At 63.8% G+C, this 14,783-nt stretch carries 15 protein-coding genes, 1 tRNA gene and 1 pseudogene; 11 read left to right on the top strand and 6 right to left on the bottom strand.

The features are described from left to right. Positions 1-50: 50 nt before the first annotated feature. Positions 51-1,283 carry a beta-ketoacyl-[acyl-carrier-protein] synthase family protein gene (locus tag E3O28_RS11470; RefSeq protein WP_198411567.1) on the bottom strand — a complete coding sequence of 411 codons (1,233 nt, stop codon included), beginning with the start codon at positions 1,281-1,283 and terminating at the stop codon, positions 51-53. Between the two features lie 243 nt (positions 1,284-1,526). On the opposite strand from E3O28_RS11470, the gene murI reads away from it, so the two are divergent. The 4 genes from murI (at position 1,527) to E3O28_RS11450 (ending at position 4,720) form a co-directional block, all read left to right on the top strand. Beyond that, positions 1,527-2,390 (top strand): glutamate racemase, encoded by an 864-nt coding sequence (gene murI / locus E3O28_RS11465; RefSeq protein ID WP_104100215.1) that lies wholly within the window; start codon positions 1,527-1,529, stop codon positions 2,388-2,390. Continuing rightward, positions 2,387-3,121, top strand: coding sequence for a ribonuclease PH (rph, locus tag E3O28_RS11460; protein WP_104100214.1), 735 nt, complete (start codon positions 2,387-2,389; stop codon positions 3,119-3,121). Before murI ends, rph begins: the two co-directional genes overlap by 4 nt. A 4-nt stretch (positions 3,122-3,125) precedes the next feature. Beyond that, positions 3,126-3,716: an RdgB/HAM1 family non-canonical purine NTP pyrophosphatase gene (rdgB, locus tag E3O28_RS11455; protein WP_104100213.1), complete on the top strand. Its 591-nt coding sequence runs from the start codon at positions 3,126-3,128 to the stop codon at positions 3,714-3,716. Between the two features lie 92 nt (positions 3,717-3,808). Then, positions 3,809-4,720: a cation diffusion facilitator family transporter gene (locus tag E3O28_RS11450; RefSeq protein ID WP_134416068.1), complete on the top strand. Its 912-nt coding sequence runs from the start codon at positions 3,809-3,811 to the stop codon at positions 4,718-4,720. A 51-nt stretch (positions 4,721-4,771) separates the two neighbouring features. Here E3O28_RS11450 and E3O28_RS11445 read toward each other — a convergent pair whose 3' ends face one another. The 3 genes from E3O28_RS11445 to E3O28_RS11435 all read right to left on the bottom strand — a co-directional run bounded on the left by E3O28_RS11445 (position 4,772) and on the right by E3O28_RS11435 (position 6,427). Then, a complete protein-coding gene (locus tag E3O28_RS11445) occupies positions 4,772-5,536 on the bottom strand; it encodes a VTT domain-containing protein (RefSeq protein ID WP_104100285.1) in 765 nt (254 codons plus the stop codon). A gap of 124 nt (positions 5,537-5,660) precedes the next feature. Next, positions 5,661-6,344, bottom strand: coding sequence for a DedA family protein (locus E3O28_RS11440; protein WP_104100211.1), 684 nt, complete (start codon positions 6,342-6,344; stop codon positions 5,661-5,663). Position 6,345: 1 nt separating this feature from the next. Continuing rightward, positions 6,346-6,427: transfer RNA gene (locus E3O28_RS11435), tRNA-Leu, on the bottom strand. A gap of 186 nt (positions 6,428-6,613) precedes the next feature. Here E3O28_RS11435 and E3O28_RS11430 point away from each other — a divergent pair. After that, positions 6,614-7,501, top strand: a pseudogene (locus E3O28_RS11430) (ATPase, T2SS/T4P/T4SS family); the annotation flags it as partial. Between the two features lie 55 nt (positions 7,502-7,556). Here E3O28_RS11430 and E3O28_RS11425 read toward each other — a convergent pair. Beyond that, positions 7,557-8,639, bottom strand: coding sequence for a TIR domain-containing protein (locus E3O28_RS11425; RefSeq protein ID WP_134416064.1), 1,083 nt, complete (start codon positions 8,637-8,639; stop codon positions 7,557-7,559). A 189-nt stretch (positions 8,640-8,828) separates the two neighbouring features. Between E3O28_RS11425 and E3O28_RS11420 the strand changes: the two genes are divergently transcribed. The 6 genes from E3O28_RS11420 (at position 8,829) to E3O28_RS11395 (ending at position 14,319) form a co-directional block, all read left to right on the top strand. Further along, the gene (locus E3O28_RS11420) at positions 8,829-9,434 is read left to right on the top strand and encodes an HIRAN domain-containing protein (protein WP_134416062.1); all 606 of its coding nucleotides are present in this window, start codon (positions 8,829-8,831) and stop codon (positions 9,432-9,434) included. A gap of 359 nt (positions 9,435-9,793) precedes the next feature. Continuing rightward, positions 9,794-10,183 carry an SHOCT domain-containing protein gene (locus E3O28_RS16700; RefSeq protein WP_134416060.1) on the top strand — a complete coding sequence of 130 codons (390 nt, stop codon included), beginning with the start codon at positions 9,794-9,796 and terminating at the stop codon, positions 10,181-10,183. 54 nt (positions 10,184-10,237) lie between these two features. Then, positions 10,238-11,038, top strand: a complete 801-nt coding sequence (locus E3O28_RS11410) for a hypothetical protein (RefSeq protein ID WP_134416058.1) — start codon at positions 10,238-10,240, stop codon at positions 11,036-11,038. A 132-nt stretch (positions 11,039-11,170) separates the two neighbouring features. Next, entirely contained in the window at positions 11,171-12,172 is a 1,002-nt protein-coding gene (locus tag E3O28_RS11405) for a DUF3883 domain-containing protein (protein WP_134416056.1), read from the top strand. A gap of 75 nt (positions 12,173-12,247) precedes the next feature. Next, a complete protein-coding gene (locus tag E3O28_RS11400; RefSeq protein WP_134416054.1) occupies positions 12,248-12,853 on the top strand; it encodes a hypothetical protein in 606 nt (201 codons plus the stop codon). Next, positions 12,853-14,319, top strand: a complete 1,467-nt coding sequence (locus E3O28_RS11395) for a hypothetical protein (protein WP_134416052.1) — start codon at positions 12,853-12,855, stop codon at positions 14,317-14,319. The genes E3O28_RS11400 and E3O28_RS11395 overlap by 1 nt, the downstream gene beginning before the upstream one ends. Positions 14,320-14,348: 29 nt before the next feature. Here E3O28_RS11395 and E3O28_RS11390 read toward each other — a convergent pair whose 3' ends face one another. Further along, positions 14,349-14,675, bottom strand: coding sequence for a recombinase family protein (locus E3O28_RS11390; RefSeq protein ID WP_241973110.1), 327 nt, complete (start codon positions 14,673-14,675; stop codon positions 14,349-14,351). Positions 14,676-14,783: the final 108 nt, after the last annotated feature.

The raw sequence follows: 14,783 nt of genomic DNA, 5'->3' as shown, positions 1-14,783 counted from the left end.
GGAAAGCTTATCCGCCCGGCCCGATACGTGTTCTTGTCGGAGCAGAAGGCCTACAGCGCCCCGAAGGCGACGATGCAGTTCTGCCCGCCGAAGCCGAACGCATTCGCCAGGGCGAACTTCACCGGCTTCTCCCGGGCGACCCGCGGCACGTAGTCGAGCGTGCAATCCGGGTCCGGGGTCGTGTAGTTGATGGTGGGCGGGATGATGCCGGTTCGGACCGACAGGGCGCAGAGCAGGCCGGAGAGGGCACCCGCGGCGCCGATCATGTGGCCGGTCATCGACTTGGGGGCGGTGACGGCGATGGAATCGGCAGCGTACCCGAGTGCCTGGCGTATCGCCGAGGTCTCGGCCCGGTCGTTGGCTTGGGTGGACGTGCCGTGGGCGCAGATCATGTCGATGTCGCTCGGGTTCAACTTCGACTTGATGAGTGCGCGGGTCATGGCCAGGCTCGCGAACTTGCCGGTGGGTTCGGGCGCGACGATGCTGTGGCCGTCGCTGGTGAGGGCGCCGCCCAGCACCTCCGCGTAGATCTGGGCGCCGCGGGCTCGGGCGTGGGAGAGCAGCTCCATCACGAAGATGACCGCTCCCTCACCGAAGACGAGTCCGTTGCGGTCGGCGTCGAACGGCCGAGAGGCCTCGGCCGGGGAATCGTTGTTCTTGGAGGCCGCGTGCATGGCGTTCAGGCCCGCGAACATGACGGGCGTGATCGCAGCCTCGACCCCGCCGGCGATGACGACGTCGGCGTCACCCATGACGAGCATGGTGCGTGCCTCGAGGAGTGCGTAGGCTCCGCTGGCGCAGGCAAGGGCACTCGCGTTGACCGGTCCGTGGACGCCGAGGTCGATCGCGATCTCGCAGGCGGCCATGTTCAACAGGGCGGAGGGCACGAAGCGCGGCGGGATGCGCCGGGAGTCGCCGGAGTTGACGAGCTCGGTGGCTTCCTGGATCTCCGCGAAGCCGCTCACGGCGCTGTTGACGACGACCGCCGTGTCGATGCCTTCCATGGAGGCGCCGAAACCGGCGTCAGCCACCGCCTCGCGGGCTGCGGCGATCGCGAGCTGCGAGGCTCGGGATGCGCGCTTGACCTGCTTCACGGTCATCCGCTCGGCCGGAATGAAGTTCTTCACCTCGCCGGCGATCTGCGTCGGCAGACCGGCGGGATCGAATTGGGTGATCCGGGCTACGCCGCTGCGGCCGCCGGTGAGACCCGACCACGTGTCGCGCCAATTGTTGCCCAGGGGCGTCAAGGCGCCCAGCCCGGTGATTACGACTCGATCATTCACGGCGATCATCTCCTCAAACAACGAATGTGACGTCATTCTGTTGCGGCGTCCGTCGGTTGGCGGGAGCCATATTCCGAGTGTAGTTACGGCCATATTCCCCGAATGGAACGTGCTGACGCTACCGGGGCGAGACTGGGAACATGCCGTCAATCTTCCTGTCCGAGAGGTGATCTCCGGCCGCGCCGGACCGGGTGCCGCGCGTACACGGGTGGGGGTCAGGGATTCCGACTAGGCTCAACTCTCGTGACGGATGCACCGATTGGAATCTTTGATTCCGGAGTGGGCGGCCTGACTGTCGCCCGGGCAATCAAGGATCAACTGCCGAATGAATCGATCCTCTATATCGGAGACACTGCGCATTCTCCGTATGGCCCGAAGAGGATCGCGGATGTGCGCGGTTTCGCCCTTGACGTTCTCGACGACCTGATTGCCCAAGATGTGAAGATGCTGGTCATCGCCTGCAATACCGCTTCGGCCGCGATGCTCCGGGATGCCCGTGAGCGCTACAGCGTTCCCGTGGTCGAGGTCATCCAACCGGCTGTGCGCCGTGCCGTGCGCACCACCCGCAACAACCGGGTCGGCGTGATCGGAACACTGGGCACAGTCAAATCGCGCGCCTACGACGACGCGTTCGCCGCGGCCACCGACATCCAGCTCCTGACGCAGGCCTGCCCACGGTTCGTCGAATTCGTCGAGGCGGGAATCACCACGGGCGACGAACTACTGTCGGTCGCCGAAGGCTATCTCGCCCCGCTGCGGGCCGCGGAAGTCGACACGCTCGTTCTCGGATGCACGCACTACCCCTTCCTGCGCGGTGCCATCTCCTACGTGATGGGGGACACCGTGACCCTCGTCTCCAGCGACACTGAGACGGCCAACGACGTGTACCGGCTGCTGGTGAGCCAGGGCCTGGAACGCACCGAGCAGGCGCCGCCCAGCTACCGGTACGAGGCCACCGGCGACAGCGCCGACGATTTTCTGCACCTGGCTCACCGGCTGATCGGGCCGGAAATCGGTCGTGTCGACCTGGTCGAGACCGGGTCCTTCAGTTTGAGCGAGCTTGCCGAGTTCGCCGCATCGCATCCCAACCCCAAGGAGACCCCGTGACCGACACCGTGCGCGTAGACGGACGAACGAACGACCAGCTGCGCCCTGTCACGATCGAGCGCGGTTGGAGCGACCAGGCCGAAGGGTCGGCCCTGATCTCGTTCGGGCGCACCAAGGTGCTCTGCACGGCCTCGTTCACCAACGGCGTACCCCGCTGGATGGCCGGCAAGGGCAAGGGCTGGGTCACGGCCGAGTACTCCATGCTGCCGCGCTCCACCGACTCTCGAATGGACCGCGAATCGGTCAGGGGCCGCATCGGCGGGCGCACCCACGAGATCAGCCGCCTGGTCGGACGCAGCCTGCGCGCCGTGGTCGACATGAAAGCACTCGGCGAGAACACCATTGTGCTGGACTGCGACGTGCTCCAGGCCGATGGCGGCACCCGCACCGCGGCTATCACGGGAGCCTACGTGGCTCTGGCCGACGCCCTCGAGTGGGGCAGGGAGAAGAAGTTCCTCAGCCAGAAGGCCCAGCCTCTGATCGACAGCGTCGCGGCCATCTCCGTGGGCATCGTGGGCGGTGAGTCCATGCTCGACCTTGCCTACACCGAAGACTCCCGGGCCGAGACCGACATGAACGTGGTCGTAACCGGCCGCGGCCTTTTCGTGGAGGTGCAGGGCACGGCCGAGGCCGCGCCGTTCGACCGCACCGAACTTAATTCTCTGCTCGACCTGGCGCTGGCCGGGACGATCTCCCTGACCGAGTTCCAGACGACGGCGCTGGGGCGCTAGGGCCATGCAGGTCGTTCTCGCCACCCACAACCAGCACAAGGTCGAGGAGCTGCGGCGCATCCTCGCCCCCCGGCTCCCCGACCTCGACGTGCTGGCCTACGACGGCCCCGAGCCGGTCGAAGACGGCGTCACCTTCGCCGAGAACGCTCTGATCAAGGCGCGCGCCGCCGCCGCGCACACCGGTCTGCCGGCCATCGCCGACGACTCCGGCATCTGCGTGAACGTCCTCGGCGGTTCGCCCGGCATCTTCTCGGCACGCTGGGCCGGGCCCGCCCGGGACTCCGACCAGAACCTGCAGCTGCTGCTCTGGCAGTTGGGCGATGTGGCCGCCGAGCACCGCGGCGGACACTTCACCTGCGTCGCCGCGCTGGCCATGCCCGACGGCACGGAGTGGCACGTGACCGGGGAATGGCTCGGGCAGATCCTGACCGAGCCGAGCGGCGCCGGCGGCTTCGGCTATGACCCGATCTTCCTGCCCGACGGCTATGCGATCTCCGCCGCCGAGCTGACCCCGAACGTGAAGAACGAGCACAGCCACCGGGCGAGGGCCTTCGGCAAGCTGATTCCGGTGCTGGAGACGCTGCTGGAAGCCTGACTGGCGCATCCGTCTCGACTGCTGAGAACGGCACTCATTCCGAACTGACGGCTGAACTGGCGGCCGGGTGCCCGCGGCCCTAGCGTGGAGGCATGGGCCATGATCACGCGCACACCTCGCAGACGAACCGTGCGCGTCTGTCGGTGGCGATCGGGATTGTCGCCGCGGTGCTCGTGGTGGAGGTCGTCGGCGCCTGGCTGACCGGTTCCCTGGCCCTGCTGGCGGATGCCGGCCACATGTTCTCCGACCTCGCGGGTCTGATCATCGCTCTGACGGCCACCGTGGTGGCCGCGCGGCCGGCTACCGACCGGCAGACGTTCGGTTACCAACGGGCCGAGGTGTTCGGTGCCCTGCTGAACGGGCTCATCCTGGTGGGGGTTGCCATCGCCGTCGTGATCGGCGCCGTCGGCCGACTGGTCGACGCCGGCGGCAGCGAGGTGCGGGCAACTCCCATGCTGGTCGTGGCCGTGATCGGCCTCTTGGCCAACGTTGCGGCCCTGCTCCTGCTGCGCCCGGCGGCCGAGTCGTCGATCAATATGCGCGGCGCTTACCTCGAGGTGCTCGGGGACACCCTGGGCTCAGTGGCGGTCATCGCCGCGGCCGGGGTCATCCTGGTGACGGGCTTTGTACAGGCCGATGCGATCGCGTCGCTGGTCATCGCCGGCATGATCGCGCCCCGAGCACTCGTGCTGCTGCGCGACGTGGTGCGGGTGCTGAGCGAATCGGTGCCGGCCGCAACGGATGTCGCAGAGATCCGACGGCACCTGCTGGAAACGAACGGCGTGGTGGCGGTGCACGATGTGCACGTGTGGATGATCACCTCCGGAGCCCACGTCTTCAGTGCCCACGTCGTGGTCGAACCTGTGGTGCTCGGCTCGGGTGGCTCCGGCGCACTTCTCGATGAGCTTTCCGTGTGTCTGGCCGACCATTTCGATGTGGACCACTCGACGTTCCAGCTTGAGCCGGCCGAGCACGCGGCGCACGAGGAGAACCCGCACCGGTAGCGTGACCCGCCGGGAGCAGCCCGGACTGTGTTGAGCCCGACTGTGTTGAGCTCAGAGGTCGTGCTTGTGCTCGTCGTGCGTGTGCTCGTCGTGCGTGTGCTTGTGGATGTCCTCGAAGGCGTCGGCGTCGAGGACGAGGCTTCCGGTTTGGATGGTCCGTCCGGTGCGTGCGTCCCGGCGGGCTCTGGACGCGGACTGTAGGTAGTGGAAAACGGTGGGGATGAGCGTGATGAAGACCGCGGCCAGCAAAATGATGTCGATGTAGTTCTGAACGAAATCTGCGACTGGCGGGATGTAGCCCAGGAAGAAGCCGAAGTAGGTGAGGCCGGTGCCCCAGAGGAGGGCGCCGATCAGGTTGTACAGCGAGTATTTGCGGTAGTCCATGTGGCCGACGCCGGCCGCGACCGGGGCGAAGGTGCGCACGATCGGCACGAAGCGGGCCACGATGACGGCCACGCCGCCGAAGCGAACGAAGAACGCGTTCGTGCGCTCGACGTTCTTGATGCTGAACAGACCGGATTCTTTGCGCTCGAAGACCCTGGGCCCGAACTTGTGCCCGATCAGATAGCCGACTTCTCCGCCGAAAAAGGCCGAGAATCCGATGGCCAGGGCCACCCACCAGATGTCGATCTGGATGACCCCGGCAAAGGTCAGCAGGCCGGTGATGACCAGCAGGGTGTCGCCGGGAAGCAAAAACCCCACCAGCAGGCCGGTCTCGGCGAAGACGATTGCACAGACGCCCAGGAGGGCCCAGGGCCCGAACCCGTTGATCAGGACTTCCGGGTCGAGCCAGGGGATGACTGCCGTGGGAAGCAGGGCTGTATGAATCACTAAGAAACTCCTGTGGGCGTCGGTCAGATCGGCCGGGCGGCGGGATCACTGTGTGCTCTGATACAGGCTAACGCGGTTTTCCGACAGTGCGCCGTGGGCTCGCAGTGGGTCAGGGGGCCTGGACCACTGTCGGGTCGTCGAGGAGCGCGCTGCGGGCATCCAGCCGGTTCTGGGCGCGATCCATCAGCAGGGTGCGCATGCCGAAGACGATTGAGGCGGTGATGAAGACCCCGGCGATGACATAGGCGGTGCTCTTCACGCCGGGGATGGCGGCCGCGTAGTAGCCGGTCAGGGTAAGACCCACGCCCCAGGCCAGGGCTCCGACCAGATTGCTGGTCAGGAACGTGTAGTAGTTCATGCGGCCGACGCCGGCGATCACGGGCACGAAGACGCGGCCCCATGGCATGAACCGGGCGATGACCACCGACCACCAGCCGTACTTGCGGTAGAAGGTCTCCGTCTTGGCGATGGCCGTGCGGGTGTGGCGGCCGCCGTGGCGGTCCAGGTAGGAGCGGCCGAAGTGGCGCCCGAGCAGGAAACCGACCTGGTCACCCAGGAACGCGGCGATGCCGGTTCCGACGGCCAGAACGGCGATGCTCAGGCTCGGTGTGGATGCAGCCACCAGGCCGGAGCCGAAAAGCAGGGAGTCGCCGGTGATGAACGGGATGAAGACCCCGAGGAACACCGCCGTTCCGGCGAAGACAAGGGCCCAAACGAGCAGGTAGAACAGCACGACGCTGGTACTCTCCAGCAGTTCGTTCAATTGGCCGTCCAGGGCCGAGATGTGACTCATGTGCGGGAGAGGGGACTTGAACCCCCACGCTCGAAAGCACAGGAACCTAAATCCTGCGTGTCTGCCAATTTCACCACTCCCGCGAAGTGCGCTTCCAGTGTACTTCGCGGGAGAGCCCCGCCCGTGAGCGTTGGCCACCTCTGTGGACCGGGCACCGGGGCCACCGCACTGCCGCATCGCCGCACGGGTCGGCCAGATCGGCACGTCTCCGGGCGCGTGGCTGTGGATAAGTCGGGCGTGGTCGGCGAGTGATGGGCGATCATGCAGGAATGAGCGAAGCCGTGCGCATCATCACCGAGCAGGTTCGCACTCGGGTGCGTCGCGACGGCGTCGACCTGGCGTCGAACTCCGGGCTCGCCGAGCAGTACGTGCGCGACGAGGTGCAGCGCTACGCCGAGCGGGCGCTCGGCAACTCCCTGCCGCTGATCGCCGACGAGCGCCAGGCGGCGCGCGAGGTCGTGGCCTCACTGACCGGGTTCGGGGCGCTGCAACCGTTCCTCGACGATCCCGGCATCGAGGAAATCTGGATCAACGCGCCCAGCCGGGTGTTCGTGGCCCGCGACGGGGTGCCCGAGCTGACCACCATGGTGCTCACCGCGCGGGAGGTGCGCGACCTGGTCGAGCGGATGCTGCAGGCCTCCGGCCGCCGCGTCGACCTCTCCTCCCCGTTCGTCGATGCCTCTCTGCCCGACGGGTCGCGGTTACACGTGGTCATCCCGGATATCACGCGCCAGCACTGGGCGGTCAATATTCGCAAGTTCACCCGGCGCATCCGCGACCTGAACCAGCTGGTCGGGCTCGGGTCGCTTACGCAGCAATCGTCCGAGTTTCTGCGCATGTGCGTGCTGGCCGGGCAGAACATCCTCGTCTCCGGTGGCACCCAGACCGGCAAGACCACCATGCTCAACGCCCTGCTCTCGGCCACGCGCAAGAACGAGCGCATCGTGACGGTGGAGGAGACGTTCGAACTCGACCTGGCCGCGCGCGACGTCGTGGCGATGCAGTGCCGCCAGCCGAGCCTCGAGGGAACCGGGGAGATCACCCTGCGCAGCCTGATCAAGGAGTGGCTGCGGATGCGCCCCGACCGGCTGATCGTCGGCGAGGTGCGCGAAGCCGAGAGTCTCGACCTGCTCATCGCCCTGAACAGCGGGCTTCCGATTGACCACTATTGACACATGTGCCAGCGGGGTGCTTCACCCCTCAGTTCTCTAGTTATGCCGACTCTGCTTCTTCGGCACTCTCATAGGCGCCCCCCTCGGAGTCCCTGAAATCGATGGGCTCTTTTGGCTTCGGCCCGATCATGCGACGACGCGGACTCCGGAAATCTGGGAAGTAAGTCGTGCTCTGTCCGTCGTCGTTGCGAATCCGTATTTCGCCACCAAAAGAAAGAGCCAGCGCAGCGAGGTCCGTGCCACATTCCTGGCTCCGTCCTTCCGGGATTCCTGATCGATCAGATGTGTCCACCAGACAGACTCGTTGGCCGGTGAAACTGTGCTGCACGATGCGGATGCGATTCGCCTCCGGCAGCAAGGATCGCAGTTCATCCACCACAGAGTCATCGTCTGCCTCACTACTTAACGCCCACACGGCTGGTCGTGGCTTGTCCCGTTGCAACCGGCGCATACCTAGAAGTATTTCTTCTAGCATCGATTCTTGTGACCGTGTCGCCTCGGGGACCGGTGAGCCCTTGGCTGCGATCGCAACGGCTCGCTCGAGATCTGGCCAGTAGTGATCGAACAGCACCCGGGCCTCTTCTGTTGGCAGAGGGACGTCGAGTGCGGCACTCAGTTCGGTGACGAGAGTGAAGACGTCCTCCTTGTTGGCGAGGAGCGTCATTTGAAACTGTGTGAGCGGGCCGGTTACGTCTTTCTCAGTGAGGTCGACCAGGAGCGGTGTGACTCGCCCTTCCTGCAAACTGCGGCCTAGGGCTCCTGATTCGTATTGGATCCAGGATTCATGCTGATTCTCCTTCGTAAGAAGAACGAGACCGAAATCGATGCCCTCAAGTTCCTCAGCGATTACCGTCAGCCCGCGTGAGCCTTTCTTGATGTCCTTGCTTGACAAGAAGGCCGTCACGTGACCCATCGTCACGTGCGGGAGCCAATCCTTCAAGGCTTGCCCGAGGAGTTGGGTTTTAGGGCCAGACCAGCTGATGAATACGCGCATGATTGTTTCCGTTCTCGAAGCCGACGTCATATCAACATAACGGTCGTCGATCGGGACCGGGTGGAGGATCGGCCGCGACTGTTGCGGGCCGGAGCCTCGTTCATCGAAGCGAAGTGCGTCCATGCTCACGACCCCGTGATGTGAGCAGACGTCGACGACGCCGGGACCCGGACGCCAAGGCGATCGCCTCCGGCGTGAACTCGCGGCCACGAGCGGGGCAGGACGGGTCGTCCCAGTCGATGCAACTGGCCCTGCCACGGCTCAGGAGCGATGGAGCTCCCTCCCGCTGGCCCGAGGGCCAGCCGCTAGGCTCCGGTTATGGGACTGATCGACCGCCTCTTGGGCCGCAACTCGAAGACTCCTCCGACAGCGCCTGCGACACCACCAGCGCCGGTAATCCATCCGGCTGCCCGGACGTTCACGGTGAAACGCCCAGACGGCAGCGTGGAGACCCAAACAGTCGAGCCGTCGAACAGCACTTTCGACGATTGGGTCGCCGAAATGGAAGCTAAGCGCACGCCGGAGGTACATGCGCCCGGAGTGAAGAAGGTGGTTCTGGATGAGGATTCTATCGTCGTGCTTGATCTTCGGAGCGTGCCGTCGACGCGCATGCGTATTGTCGGTTCGTCCTTCTGGGTGACGGACACCGGCCGCGCCGCACACGGCGGCACTGAGTACCTTCTGAAACGGGAGCCCCGTAGCAAGGTTGATCCCAACGCCGTAGCCGTCTACGGCAAGGGCAGAAAGGTGGGGTACGTCTCCTCGGTGAAGGCGGCGTCCATCGCGCCGATTCTGGATGGACTCAGCTTCGACGCCTTCCGGGTAGGCGGGACTTCTGTGCTGGGTGGATCGATCCGGCTGTGGGTGGACGTTCCCAGCGTCCCGGCGCTCAGGGCGTTTGTGAAGGCTGGCGGGGGAGCGTAGCGGGGCGGCGGGCGCCGCGGCCTATCAGGGAGTTCTTTGAGCCGGTGGATTCGGTCCCTGACTCGTGCCGATCCGGCCGCAGAAGCAACTCTGCAGCCGCAAAGCCCCGAGGATGAAACGGCACCCCACACGCTCTGCTCGCCTTAGGCGCGGCGCCCCCTCGTCGGCTGATACATTTCAAGAATCATTGGTATCGCGCAACGGGGGGTCCAGCCATGGACGCAAGACCATTTTTCACTTTCACGTCTCACATTGATGGCAAGAACGCTACCGTCTCCGTCTTCCGGGATCGGATCGAGTGGATCAGACCTCGGGGAGTGTCGGGTGGGAAACTCACTGCTGGCTTGTTGACTGGCGGAATGTCGCTTCTCGCGACGGGCTTCAAGAACGGGAAGAGCGGGACAGAGATGATCCCCGTCAAGAGCATGTCGAGCGTCACGACGTCCCGAGACGGGATCTTGAACACTAAGGTTTCGGTGATTACCTCAGGCAACACCGTCGACTTCCGGGTGTCACACTCGGACGCTGCCCACGTCAAGAGCGTGCTCACGCAGCTAATACTCGGAACCCACCCGTCCCAGCAGGTTCCGTCTGCGGCGCCGACGTCTGTCGCTCCCGAACCTGTTCTTTCGGTGCCCGAGGAAGACGTGATGGCTCGGCTTGCCAAGCTGGGAGAGCTGAAGTCCGCAGGAGTCCTCACGGACGAGGAGTTCAGCCAAAAGAAGTCCGAGTTGCTGGCTCGGCTGTAGAGGCGGCTCCATGTTCGTGACAAGTATGCGCAGCGCAGAGCCAGACGAGGAGTCATGAATCCGCACTACCTGAATCCTGCCGGTCGCCTCTTTGAGTTTCTTACGATGATCTGGGATAGCCCGGACGGCGCAACAGTTTCCGCAGTGTGGGGAGGTTACTTCGAAGCGGATCTCACGAACGAGCCCGCGAAGTTCTTTTCCGCGGTCGCGACCATGCTTGTGCTGCCCGATCAGGTCAGGCTGCAAGTTGAGCAGCTAACAAAGCCTCCGATCGCAAAGCCTCGACTCGTCAGAGGGGTCGACGGGGCCGAGATTGTCATGTCCTACGCGCCGTCGACGACGTCGACCACAATCCAGATCCTCAAGAGTCACTTCGATAAAGGCACGCTCTCGGATCTGGAAACCTGCAGCGATATTCTTAGCCACGGCCTGTCGAATCCGCAAACGGCCGAATCCTCCGAAGACGAATCGACGCTGGATGCCATTCGTCGCCTCGCATCCGAGATCATGGTGGAAGCGACGAAGTCGGATTCCGCCCTTCCTGAGGAAGTGAGCAACCTCCTTTGGGAAAACGCGGAGTCTATTGTTCGCGCGGTCGACTTGTTCAAAATATCCGGACCGGAAGGCATCGTTCGGGAGTTTGATCGCTTCGCTGGGGGGATCTTGCTTCGGCCCCAGGTGCGGGTCGCGATCGTTCAAGTCCCATCAGTGATGGACAAGATCGTCGACCTCGGGAAGAAGGTTCTGGTGATCGGTGCTCTTATCGCGATGCCAGGAGATCTCCTACTCCACGGGGTCGATGCGTACGCTGCTATTGAGCCCCTACTGGGCGCGGCGTCTCCTAGCTCCCCGTAGGTGAGGGGCGGCGAACCACAGTCGTGGCAGTACCGCGGCCGGGACGTTTAGGTAGCCCTTCACATCGCACTACCCGAGTGTCGGGGCTGGAAGGGGCCCTTCAGGCAAGTCAGGGTCTGCCAGAGTCGACTTATGGCTATTCACAACTGGTGGGATGCGGACCCCGAGGAGATCTATTGGCTGGAGATCAGGCAAGAGCCAGTTGGATTGGGGGATTATCTGCGCGCTCCGAAAGCAGCCATCGATGGTAACCCCTCGTGGTCCTACCAGCTCACCTCGTATGTGCGACCGGGCGATCGAGTGTTCCATTGGCACAAGACTCCTTCCGGCGAGCCTGGCATCCTCGGGTGGTCGGAAGCCGCTGGCCCGTTGGAGACAATCACCTGGTCTTGGCAGGCGCGCGGTACCAGGGGGCGGGAGCGTGGAGTGCCCACGGTCGGGCCGACGTGGAACATGCCACTGACCGGCTATACAGAGCTGGAGCGTCCTGTCACACGGTCAGCCCTGAACGCTCGTCGTGCCGAGGTGTTGGAGGTGATCGCCGGCCTCACCCGCGCCCACGGTAAGCCGATCTATGCGCCCTTCCAGAACTACGGCGGTCGTGAACTGCGCGCTCAACAGGGTTACCTCACCAAGTTCCCCGCCGCCCTCGTGGCGCTCCTTTTCGACCGTCCGGATGTCGATGTGGCCGCAACGGCGAGCGGTCGCCGGACGACAGCACGTGCTGGGCGCGGTCAGGGGTATATGGCGGATGCGGAGAAGCGCACTGCTCTCGAACAGCACGCCGTCCGTATGGCTATTGAGCACTACCTGGCCGGTGGCGCGGCCCAGATTGAGGAGCTGGGCAAGCCTTACGACCTGCGCGTGACGTTGGACGGGATAGAGCGTCATGTCGAGGTCAAGGGCTCGGTCGGTGACGAGGTAGATAGTGTGCAGCTCACGCAAGGTGAGGTTGACCATGCCCGGAACTATCAGCCGACAGACCTGTTTGTTGTCGACGGGATAAGTGCTTCCCGGGGCGCTGACGGTTCCATCGTCACTTCTGGGGGGATAGTGCGCATCTGGTCGGAATGGGTTCCGAGTGACAGCGCCCTTCGTCCGACCCACCTGCGCTACACGCTCCCGGCGTCCTAGCGGGAGGCGCGTCCACGCGGTGGTTCCGTATCGGTGTGCGCGAGCACGCGCTGAGACTGCGCTAATGTTCGGATCATGGCGGGGATCAAAGGCGAGGCGGCGCAAGCTAAGGGTGCGGATGGCGCGAAGCGAGCGAAGCGTTGGCTTGAATCGACTACGCGCGTCAACGCTCATTGGGTCAACCCCAACCCGCCTGCTATCGAGAAATTAACCTTCTCGTGGCCATATGGAGGGCAGACATTTTCATTCGACCTCGGTGGCACGCTCAAGTACGGCGACTTCGACGGCCAGATGTTCTTTGCCGAGTCGAAGAACTACGCCAAGCCGCACGATCTTGGTGAGCACTACTCAAAGTTTTTGGCGCAATGCTATGTCGCCTACCTAGACAAGCCTGGGTTCTGTGACCACTTCATGTGGATCGCGTGGAGCCCTCATGACATCACGAAGTGGCCTGAGCTCACGACAGCTGACTACGTGAAGAAGCATGTGCTTGCGAACCGTGAGCGGGTGTTTGGTGAGACGGATGCTGCGAAGGCTGAGGCCAGCATCGACCCCGACGCAGTGTCGGCCGTTGCGAGCAGACTCTGGTTCATCATCCTCTCCGAGAAGCAGGAGACCCTGGTGATCTCCAACGTCCACCGAGGCGTCATCGAGCAGTACGAGGCCGAGAAGGGCTACTGATGGCTGTGTCAGGCTTCGCTGCACTCATCCACGATGGGTTGTTCGACCCCTCACCAAACGAATCAATCTTCCGCGTTAAGGACGCGGTAGCCAAAGAGTTGGAAGCACTCGACTCCACCGCGGACATCAAGTCCACTAATTACTTCAATCACACGTTTGCACCTGACTTCGTTATGACGTGGCCGGATGCGAGCAGTCGGCGGGTGTACCTGCGCCTGGCGTACGACCTTGATGCACTGGTGGACGACGTGGCGCTAATCGACACGCGCGATCCGCTTATTTTCGGACTTACGAGTGAAGAATCGGAACAGGCCCAGAAAGCCGTTGATGCGGTCATATCCGACACAGACGCGATGTTCACGGAGCCAAGCGCTCTGGAACGTTTGATCGACCGGAAGAAAACCGACTCGACCGCCAACATGCTGAGCAATGCGCTGGTCCAGGGCGGGCGCGGCACGTTCGTGGCCAATGAGGCTGTAGATCTGGCTGACGTGGTGGCGCGGGGGTTCGGTGCGGCTGCGCAGGTTGAGTTCGAACCCACAGCCATGGCCGTGAATGCCATCGACGACCGTCTCGGGGGGCCGCAGGCGTGGCGCATGAATCGTGTGCTGCAAGCGGTGTGGGAGGGAAGCGAAGGCTCACTTAGCCAGTTCCCCGGCGGCGCGGACACGTCCGGTCGCCTCAACCCGGAGTCTTTGCGGTACCTCGTGAAGTACATGCGCACGGAGGATGATGGATTCTGGAAGCGCGTAGGCCGCGGCCTGCAACTTTCTGACCTAGACACGCTCGACTTCGATGCTGACGACGACAACATCCAGAGACTGATTCGCGCCAACCTTGACGTCTTGGCGGCGCGCGCGGCTGTGGTCAAGAGCGACCCTCTTGGGGTCGACTCCGCAGCCGTGGGTGAGTTGTTTCGCTGGGCTCGGCGTGGTCGTCATATTAGCTTCGAGGCACCTCACCTCTTCGCAATCCTCGGCGGCACGAAAAAGGATCTGGACCACCTGGATAAGGACACGCCTCAGGCAGTTTCGGTCGAGCGGTTCATTGAACGATCTGAGGGGTTTGAGTTGGTGGAGGTCAGCGTTCACTCTGGCCCGGAACATATCAGCGCGAAAATTGATGAGGGCGCGATCAGCACGGATCGTCTGCGTGGCCTGTCGGCGACGTTCGAAGGTGCCGGTGAGGTAGCGCAGTCCATCGTTTCCACACGGTCGGGTCGAGTGAACGTCGACCTCGCGAACCGTACTGGCACAGGTGTAACGCGGAGCAACATCCTCATGGCCGACCTGCTCGCAGCCACGGTTCCGCTCGTCAGCGATCTGTCAACGGAGCACCGCGAGGCACTTTCAGCCTTTCTCGCTTACGAGGTCGACAATGGGCAGATACCGTTGGACATGACGGCGCTCGCGGAAGTCGAGGACGACGCGGTCTCTGACATTTCGGATCCCTTCAGTAGCTGGTAGCTATCAAACGGCGACTAGCCGGGGCATGTTCAGGCGATAAGCAGGCGCTTCTGCACCTTGGCCACCGTATTGGCCGACCAAGCTGTTCCGGTCGCTGTGGTGAGCCCTTCGGCGTTGAGCTGTACAGCGGTCCCGGCCAGGGTGTGCGTGGCTCGGAGGGTCAGCAGGCGGTCGCCGGTGCTGTGCGGCAGCACGGATACCCGACCCATGTGCCTGCCCTGACGCTTGGCGGCCTGCATAGCGACAGACGTGCGCTCGCCAATGACCTCGCGCTCCCACTCGGCGACCGACATCATCACGTTGGCCACGAGCTTGCCCGTCGGTGTGCTGGTGTCCACACCTAGGTCGATCGCCACTACGGCCCCATGCGGCTTGATCTCCTGAGATACTGATTCGTTCGAGAATCCCTCGACGGAGAGCAGGATCAAGTGACAGACCCGATGGCGATGGTTCCCGCGCAGCCC

It is taken from the genome of Cryobacterium sp. TMT2-14, from assembly GCF_004402465.1.
GTDB lineage: Bacteria > Actinomycetota > Actinomycetes > Actinomycetales > Microbacteriaceae > Cryobacterium > Cryobacterium sandaracinum.
Note: the sequence above shows the minus strand (reverse complement) of the source record. Positions and strands in the feature narration are given on the sequence as shown.

Coding starts and splice junctions, on each gene's coding strand:
- rdgB (WP_104100213.1), top strand. CDS start 3,126: ATGCAGGTCGTTCTCGCCACCCACAACCAGCACAAGGTCGAGGAGCTG.
- E3O28_RS11450 (WP_134416068.1), top strand. CDS start 3,809: ATGGGCCATGATCACGCGCACACCTCGCAGACGAACCGTGCGCGTCTG.
- E3O28_RS11440 (WP_104100211.1), bottom strand. CDS start 6,344: ATGAGTCACATCTCGGCCCTGGACGGCCAATTGAACGAACTGCTGGAG.
- E3O28_RS11420 (WP_134416062.1), top strand. CDS start 8,829: ATGGGACTGATCGACCGCCTCTTGGGCCGCAACTCGAAGACTCCTCCG.
- E3O28_RS16700 (WP_134416060.1), top strand. CDS start 9,794: ATGTCGCTTCTCGCGACGGGCTTCAAGAACGGGAAGAGCGGGACAGAG.
- E3O28_RS11410 (WP_134416058.1), top strand. CDS start 10,238: ATGAATCCGCACTACCTGAATCCTGCCGGTCGCCTCTTTGAGTTTCTT.
- E3O28_RS11405 (WP_134416056.1), top strand. CDS start 11,171: ATGGCTATTCACAACTGGTGGGATGCGGACCCCGAGGAGATCTATTGG.
- E3O28_RS11400 (WP_134416054.1), top strand. CDS start 12,248: ATGGCGGGGATCAAAGGCGAGGCGGCGCAAGCTAAGGGTGCGGATGGC.
- E3O28_RS11395 (WP_134416052.1), top strand. CDS start 12,853: ATGGCTGTGTCAGGCTTCGCTGCACTCATCCACGATGGGTTGTTCGAC.